Raw genomic sequence first — 7,571 nt, forward strand, 5'->3', positions numbered from 1 at the left:
GTCGGGGAACGCGGTTCCCGAGCCGTCCGCGGCGGAGACCACGATGGTCACGCCACGCCTGCCCGAGAGCGCGCGGCCGGCGCCCCGACCGGGTCCGACGACGTCGGGCGGCTGGTCGCAGCCCTACCAGCGGCCGCAGTGGGCGCCGATGGCCGCGCCGCCGCGCACGGGCGCGCCGCAGGCACTGGCCGCCGACCCGGGCCCGTTGCCGTTCGCCCCGTCGCGACGCCCGGCGCCGGCGCCGAGCCGGTCGCGGCGGGTCGGGATCGTCGTGCTCGTCGTCGTGCTCGCGCTCGCGGGACTGGTCGGCGGGTACGCGGCCGCGCGGCTCATCGGGGGCCAGCCGCCGTTCTCGGTGTCGCTCGCTCCCGACGGGCCGGTGGTCGACGGCGAGCGCATGGTCTCCCACAGCGACGACAACGCCCGCTACAGCGGCACCGGGATGGGGTTCACCGCACTGGTCCCGAGCACCTGGCAGCAGTTCCGGCTGCAGCAGCCGGGCGGGGACATCGTGGTGCGCTACGTGTCCGACGACGCGGACCGCGAGCTCCGCATCGACCGGCTCGTGCGCTTCTACCCCGCGCAGCGCGCCGCGGGGTACGCCGCGCTGCTCGCCCAGCCCGCCCGGCTCGGGGCCGACGCGGTCAGGGTGGAGCCGCTCACCGTCGTCGCGCCGCCGCGCCCCGGGGCGTCGGAGCCGGTGCAGCAGACCGTCTACCGGGCCCGCAGCGGCACCACCGACGACCGGACCACGTGGACGCGGCTCATCCCGGCGGGCACGGACCTGTGGGTGGTGCGCATGACCGCACCGAGCACCGCGCCCGGCGGCGCCTCCCAGCAGTTCTCGGTGATCGCCGACAGCTTCACCCCGCCCGTCTGAGCCTTCTCTAGGGTGCTGCAGCGATGAGCGCCGCAGTCGATCCGCACGCCCCGACCCCCCGCACCGATCCGGACGCCGCCGCCCGGGCCGCCGCGGCCGAACTCGCCCGGCGCACCGGGGTCGAGCGCCATGACGTCGCGGTGGTGCTGGGCTCGGGCTGGGCGCCGGCCGCCGACGCGCTCGGCCGGGCCGACGCGGAGGTGCCGGTCGCCGAGCTGCCGGGCTTCACCCCGCCCGGCGCGCCGGACCACCGCGGGAGGGCCCGCTCGGTCACCGTCGACGGCCGGGCCGTGCTCGTGCTCCTGGGCCGCACCCACCTCTACGAGGGCCACGGCGAGGCGCAGGCCGTGCACGCGGTCCGGACGGCCTGCGCGGCCGGGGCGGGCACCGTCGTCCTCACCAACGCCGCCGGCGGCATCGACCCCGCCTACGCGGTGGGCCAGCCCGTGCTGATCCGCGACCACCTCAACCTCACCGGCCGCTCCCCGCTGGTCGGGCCCGCGTTCGTCGACCTCACCGACGCCTACGACCCGGGCCTGCGCGCGGCCGCCCGCCGCCTCGACCCGACGCTGGCCGAGGGCGTCTACGCCGGGCTCCCCGGCCCGCACTTCGAGACGCCCGCCGAGATCCGGATGCTGCGGACCCTCGGCGCGGACCTCGTCGGGATGTCGACGGTGCTGGAGACGATCGCGGCCCGCGCCGCCGGCGCCCGCGTCGCGGGGATCGCGCTGGTCAGCAACCCCGCGGCGGGCACGACCGACGAGCGCATCGACCACCTCGCGGTCCTGGAGGCCGTGCACGCCGCGGCGGCGCGGACCGGGGAGCTGCTGCGGGGGCTCGTCACCCTGTGAACCGACGTCGTCGCCCCGACGACGAAATGCGTCCACCGCGCGCGGCGTTCCGACGGCATGACATCGCGAGCCGTGCAGTACGCCCGCTACGGCGGGCCGGAAGTGTTGGAGATCGTCGAGCGTGAGGACCCGCAGCCGGGTCCGGGCCAGGTGCGCCTGGCCGTCCGCGCCGCGTCGGTCAACCCGATCGACTGGAAGCTCCGCAGCGGGGGCATGGCGTCCACGGACGCGCCCGAGCGCCCGGTGATCGGCGGGGTCGACCTGGCGGGCACCGTCGAGGCCCTCGGTGACGGCGTGACCGGGGTCGCCGTGGGCGACGAGGTGCTCGGCCGGGCGAGCGGGGGCGCCTACGCGGAGAAGGCCCTCGCGGACGCCGCGGGCCTCACCCCCAAGCCGGCCGGGGTGAGCTGGGAGGTCGCCGCGTCGCTGCCCGTGGTCGTGACCACCGCGTACCGCGGCCTCGCCCTGCTCGGCCTCGGCGAGGGCGACGACACGGCCGGGAAGGTCCTCGTGGTCACGGGCGCGTCGGGCGGCGTCGGGGTGATCGCCACCCAGGTCGCGGTGGCGCGCGGGGTCACCGTCATCGGCAGCGCGAGCGAGCGCCACCAGGACGACGTCCGGGCCCTCGGCGCGACCCCCGTCCTCTACGGCGAGGGCTTCGCCGACCGGGTCCGCGCGGTGACCGACCACGTGGACGCCGCCTTCGACACCGCGGGCAAGGGCGACCTCGGGGACCTCGTCGCGCTCACCGGGTCGGCGGACCGCGTGATCACCATCGCGGACTACGCCGGTGCGCAGGAGCACGGCGTGCGCTTCTCCGGCGGCGGCGACGGCGAGGTGGAGGGCGCGCTCGACGACTTCCTGGCCGGGCTCGCCGCGGGCCGCTACCGGGCGCCCGAGGTCGTCGTCTACCCGCTCGACCAGGCCGGGAAGGCGCAGGAGGACAACCGCACCGGCGCGGTCAGCGGGAAGCTGGTGCTGACGCCCTGAGTCAGTCCCGCGCGCGCAACGCGGCCTCGTAGAGGGCCTTCGTCGACACCCCGCGCTCCGTCGCGATGCGGCGGGCGGCGTCCTTGAGACGCTGCCCGCCCGCGACGAGGGCGAGGACGTCGCCGGCGAGCTCGTCGGGTTCCGGGGCGACGAGGACGGCGCCGCCGAGCACGACGGTCACCTCGCCGAGCACGTCGCGCTCCCCCGCCCACGCGGCCAGCTCGCCGAGCCCGCCGCGCACGACCTCCTCGTGGGTCTTGGTCAGCTCGCGGCACACCGCGGCGGGCCGCTCGGCCCCGAGCACGTCGACGGCCACCGCGAGCAACGACGCCAGCCGACGCGGCGACTCGAAGAAGATCGCCGTGCGCTGCTCGGTCGCGAGCGTCGCCAGCCACGAGCGACGCTTGCCGTCGGTGCGCGGCGCGAACCCCTCGAAGCAGAACCGGTCGGTGGCCAGCCCCGACACCGCGAGCGCCGCCAGGACCGCCGACGGGCCGGGCAGGCAGCGCACCGTGAGGCCCTCGCCGGCGCACGCCGCGACCAGCCGGTAGCCGGGGTCGGACACCACGGGCATCCCGGCGTCGGTGACCACCAGCACCGTCGACCCCGCGCGCACGGCCTCGACCAGGCGCGGGATGCGCGCCCGCTCGACGTCCTCGTAGAAGCTCACGACGGTGCCGGCGACCGTCACGCCGAGGGCCGCGGCCAGCCGTCCCAGCCGGCGGGTGTCCTCGGCGGCGACGACGTCGGCGGTCGCGAGCGCGGTCCGCAGCCGCGCGGACGCGTCGTCGGGGTCACCGAGCGGGGTCGCCGCCAGCAGCAGGACACCGTCGGGCACGGTCGCGACCCTAGGCCAGGTCGACCGACGGCGTCCGCGCCGTCGCCGACGGCGCCCGCCCGGGCCGTACGATCGGCGCCCGTGACGGCCGGCAGCACCCTGGATCGGCCCGCGTCCGGGTGGGCGGGGGCCGGCGCGAGCGCGGACCCGCGCGGCGTCCTCGCCCCCGGCCCGCGCGGCGTGGAGAGCCTGATCGGCCGCCCGATGCCGACCGACCGGCTGCGCGGCTGGCTCACCACGATCGTCCTGACGCTGGTGGCGGGCGTCGTGCGGATGTGGGACCTGGGGTGGCCCACCGACAACGGCACCCCGGTCTTCGACGAGAAGCACTACGTCCCGCAGACCTGGCAGGCGCTGCGCAACGGCGGCTACGAGGACAACCCGGGCTACGAGCTCGTCGTGCACCCACCGCTGTCCAAGCAGCTGATGGCGCTCGGCCAGTGGGTCTTCGGGTACGACCCGGTCGGCTGGCGGGTGGTCTCGGCGCTCGCCGGGACGCTGTGCGTCCTGCTCGTGATCCGCATCGCCCGCCGGCTCACCCGCTCGACGCTGCTCGGCGCGGTCGCGGGCGTCCTGCTGATCTGCGACGGGCTCTCCCACGTCTCCAGCCGCGTCGGAATGATCGACATCTATCCGACGCTGTTCGTCCTCGGCGCCTTCGCCGCGATCCTCGCCGACCGCGACGACGTGCGCGGGCGGATGGCCGTCGTCGTCGCCGAGGGGCGGGTCCTGGACACCCCGTTCGGGCCGCGGCTCGGGGTGCGCTGGTGGCGGTTCGCTGCCGGGCTGTGCATCGGGCTGTCGCTGGCGAGCAAGTGGTCCGGGCTCTACTACATCGTCTTCTTCGGCGCCCTGATCATCGGGTTCGACGTGGCCGCGCGCCGGGCCGCCGGGGTCGCGCGGCCCTGGGTGGGGACGCTGCTGCGCGACGTGGCCCCCCTGGTCTGGGCGGTCGTCGCGATCCCGATCCTGGTCTACCTCGCGAGCTGGCTGCCGTGGATGGCCTCGGAGACCGGCACCGACCGGCACGTGACCGACGCGAAGGCCGACTCGGTGGCGCTCGTCGCGCTGCTCCCGGACTGGCTGCCCGACTGGCTGCGCGGGATGGCCTACTTCTCCTCGAAGGTGCTCGAGTTCCACGCGACGCTGTTCACCCCGCGCGGCAACCCGCACCCGTGGGAGTCGAAGCCCTGGACCTGGCCGATGGGCCTGCGCCCGATGCTCTACTACTACGAGTCGGGCGCGGGGGCGACCGGCTGTGGGTCCGACGACTGCGTCGGCGCGGTGATGGCGATCGGCACCCCCGCCCTCTGGTGGACCGCCTTCCCGGTGCTCGGTTGGGGGGCATGGCGCTGGATCACCCGCCGCGACTGGCGCTACGCCGCGGTGCTCGTGGGCTACGGCGCCGGCATCCTGCCGTGGTTCACCGACATCGACCGGCAGATGTACTTCTTCTACATGACGCCGGTGGTCCCGTTCCTCGTGCTGGCGGTGACGCTGGTCCTGGGCGAGATCCTCGGGCGGCGCACCGCGGGGCCGGAGCGGCGCGCGACGGGGCGGATGGTCGTCGCGCTCTACGTCGGGCTCGTCGTGGCGAACTTCGCCTGGCTCTGGCCGATCCTCGTCGGCGCCTCGATCACGGCCGCCCGGTGGAACGCGGAGCTCTGGCTGCCCTCCTGGCGCTGAGGCCCCCGGGCGCCCGATGCGCCGGCTGGTGACCGATATCTGATCGTGTGCTGAGATGTGGAGGTACGGCGCCGGCCGACCGACCCCTCGAGAGGACGCCGATGACGACCCTCGCCGCAGTGCCCGGGAGCCGCTGGTCCCGCAGCCAGCGCATCCAGCTCTCCGCGATCGTCGGCGTGGTGTGCCTGCTCCACATCGCGGGCTGGACGCTCTACCTCTCGCTCACCTCCGGGCCGCTGGGCGCCGGGGCGTTCGCCGGGGCCGGGGTGCTCGCGTACGTGCTCGGTATCCGCCACGCCTTCGACGCCGACCACATCGCCGCCATCGACGACACCACGCGGCTGATGGTCCAGCGCGGCCGCCGGCCCGTCGGGGTCGGCTTCTTCTTCGCGATGGGCCACTCCTCGGTGGTGGTGATCCTCGGCCTGGTCGTGGCCCTGGCGGCCGGGCTCGCGAGCTCGAGCGGCATCGACACCTTCCGCGAGGTCGGCGGCGCCGTGTCCACGGTCGTCGCCATGGTGTTCCTGGGCCTGGTCGCGATCCTCAACGCGATGGTGCTCGTCGGCATCGTCGGCTCCTGGCGCCAGCTCCGGCGGGGGACGCTGGACGAGGCCGAGCTGGAGCGTCAACTGCTCAACCGCGGCCTGGTCAACCGCATCCTCGGCGGGCGGGCCCGGTCGCTGATCAAACACTCCTGGCACATGTACCCGCTGGGCCTGCTCTTCGGGCTCGGCCTCGAGACCGCCTCCGAGGTCACGCTCCTGACGCTGTCCGCGTCGACCGCCTCGACCGCGGGCGCGACCGGCGGCGGCGCGCCGCTGCTCGCCGCGCTGACACTCCCGCTGCTCTTCGCCGCCGGCATGAGCGCCTTCGACACCGCCGACGGCCTGCTGATGTCCGTCGCGTACTCGTGGTCCAACCGCAGCCCCGCGCGACGGCTCTTCTACAACATCGCCACCACGGCCGCGACGGTCACGGTGGCCGGGTTCATCGCGGCGGTCTACCTCGCCGGCGTGCTGTCCGACGACCTCGGGGTCACCGCGCTCTCCGGGTTCGCCGGGCTCGCCGACGACTTCGAGCTGCTCGGCTACCTCATCGTGGGCTTCTTCGTCCTCGTCTGGGGCGGCGCCGCGCTGCTCTGGCGGCTCGGCGGCTTCGAGCGCCGCCACGAGGGCGCCGCGGTCGTGGCACCCGACGGCACCGTCCGAAGCCCCCGACGCCCGGGCTAGCGTTCCCGCGTGCTCCTGCGGGCGGTCCTGTTCTCCCTGGTCCCCGTGGTGGCCGCGGGGGTCTCGGGGGCGGTGGCGGCGATCCGGCCGCCCGGGCGGCGGGTGACCAGCGGCATCCAGCACTTCGCCGCAGGCGTGGTGTTCGCGGCGGCCGCGATCGAGCTGCTGCCCGGCGTGCTGCACCAGCGGCCCGGCGTGGCGATCGCCGGCTTCGCGGCCGGGATCGTCGTCATGTTCTCGTTCCGCGGGCTGTCCAGCGCGCTCGAGCGCCGTCGTTCCGACGACGGTCCGGCGCTGCCGATCGGGCTGGCCGTGGCGACCGGGGTCGACTTCGCCATCGACGGGCTCGTACTCGGCGCGGGCTTCGCCGCCGGCGGGACCACCGGGCTGCTGCTCTCGATCGCGCTCGCCGTCGAGTACCTGTTCGTCGGGCTCTCGCTCTCGGCCTCCATGTCGGGGGCCGCGTCCCGGCGGCTCACCGCGGTGGCGCCCGCGGCGCTGTCGCTGCTCACGGTCGCCGGGACCGCGGTCGGCGTGGTGCTCCTCGTCGACGCGTCGCCGCCGGTGCTCGGCGGGGTGCTCGCGTTCGGGGCGGTCGCCTTCATGTACCTGGCGACCGAGGAGCTGCTCGTCGAGGCCCACGAGCAGGGCGAGACGGCGCTGGGGTCGGTCGGGTTCTTCGTCGGGTTCCTGATCTACCTGCTGCTGGACGAGCTCATCGGCTGAGCACCGCGGAGCGGGGGCCCCGGGGCGGCGTCGTCCCTTCCGTGCCGACGCCGCCGCCGTGGCGCTGCTGTCGCGGCTAGGCCTTCACCATGCCGTGGGGGTCGATGACGAACTTCTTCGCCACGCCGGAGTCGAACTGGGCATAGCCCTGCGGTGCCTCGTCGAGAGTGATCGTCGTGGCGTTGACGGCCTTCGCGATCTGGACCTTGTCACGCAGGATCGCGTTCATCAGCTGGCGGTTGTAGCGCATCACGGGGCACTGACCGGTGGTGAAGGAGTGCGACTTGGCCCAGCCGAGTCCGATCCGGATCGACAGGCTGCCCTCCTTGGCGGCGTCGTCGGAGGCGCCGGGGTCGCCGGTGACGTACAGG

The 7,571-nt window shown here is 75.2% G+C and carries 6 protein-coding genes and 2 pseudogenes; 6 read left to right on the forward strand and 2 right to left on the reverse strand.

Annotated elements, in window-relative coordinates; all coding sequences use genetic code 11:
* The 3 genes and pseudogenes from AC0CYZ_RS20410 to AC0CYZ_RS20420 all read left to right on the forward strand — a co-directional run.
* Positions 1 to 880, forward strand: a pseudogene (locus AC0CYZ_RS20410) (hypothetical protein); the annotation flags it as partial.
* 23 nt (positions 881 to 903) lie between these two features.
* Entirely contained in the window at positions 904 to 1,731 is an 828-nt protein-coding gene (locus AC0CYZ_RS20415; RefSeq protein ID WP_472218651.1) for a purine-nucleoside phosphorylase, read from the forward strand.
* A gap of 57 nt (positions 1,732 to 1,788) precedes the next feature.
* Positions 1,789 to 2,721, forward strand: coding sequence for a quinone oxidoreductase family protein (locus tag AC0CYZ_RS20420; protein ID WP_472218653.1), 933 nt, complete (start codon positions 1,789 to 1,791; stop codon positions 2,719 to 2,721).
* 1 nt (position 2,722) lies between these two features.
* Here AC0CYZ_RS20420 and rsmI read toward each other — a convergent pair whose 3' ends face one another.
* On the reverse strand, positions 2,723 to 3,559 hold the full coding sequence (gene rsmI, locus AC0CYZ_RS20425; protein WP_472218655.1) for a 16S rRNA (cytidine(1402)-2'-O)-methyltransferase: 837 nt from the start codon (positions 3,557 to 3,559) through the stop codon (positions 2,723 to 2,725).
* A 99-nt stretch (positions 3,560 to 3,658) separates the two neighbouring features.
* Between rsmI and AC0CYZ_RS20430 the strand changes: the two genes are divergently transcribed.
* From AC0CYZ_RS20430 to AC0CYZ_RS20440, 3 genes are all read left to right on the forward strand, one after another.
* Positions 3,659 to 5,245 (forward strand): dolichyl-phosphate-mannose--protein mannosyltransferase, encoded by a 1,587-nt coding sequence (locus tag AC0CYZ_RS20430; protein WP_472218661.1) that lies wholly within the window; start codon positions 3,659 to 3,661, stop codon positions 5,243 to 5,245.
* 101 nt (positions 5,246 to 5,346) lie between these two features.
* Positions 5,347 to 6,474 carry a HoxN/HupN/NixA family nickel/cobalt transporter gene (locus AC0CYZ_RS20435; protein ID WP_472218657.1) on the forward strand — a complete coding sequence of 376 codons (1,128 nt, stop codon included), beginning with the start codon at positions 5,347 to 5,349 and terminating at the stop codon, positions 6,472 to 6,474.
* A gap of 9 nt (positions 6,475 to 6,483) precedes the next feature.
* The gene (locus AC0CYZ_RS20440) at positions 6,484 to 7,200 is read left to right on the forward strand and encodes a ZIP family metal transporter (protein ID WP_472218659.1); all 717 of its coding nucleotides are present in this window, start codon (positions 6,484 to 6,486) and stop codon (positions 7,198 to 7,200) included.
* Between the two features lie 76 nt (positions 7,201 to 7,276).
* Here AC0CYZ_RS20440 and AC0CYZ_RS20445 read toward each other — a convergent pair.
* A pseudogene (locus tag AC0CYZ_RS20445) lies at positions 7,277 to 7,571 on the reverse strand (formaldehyde dehydrogenase, glutathione-independent); the annotation flags it as partial.

The organism is Actinomycetospora sp. (assembly GCF_055612215.1).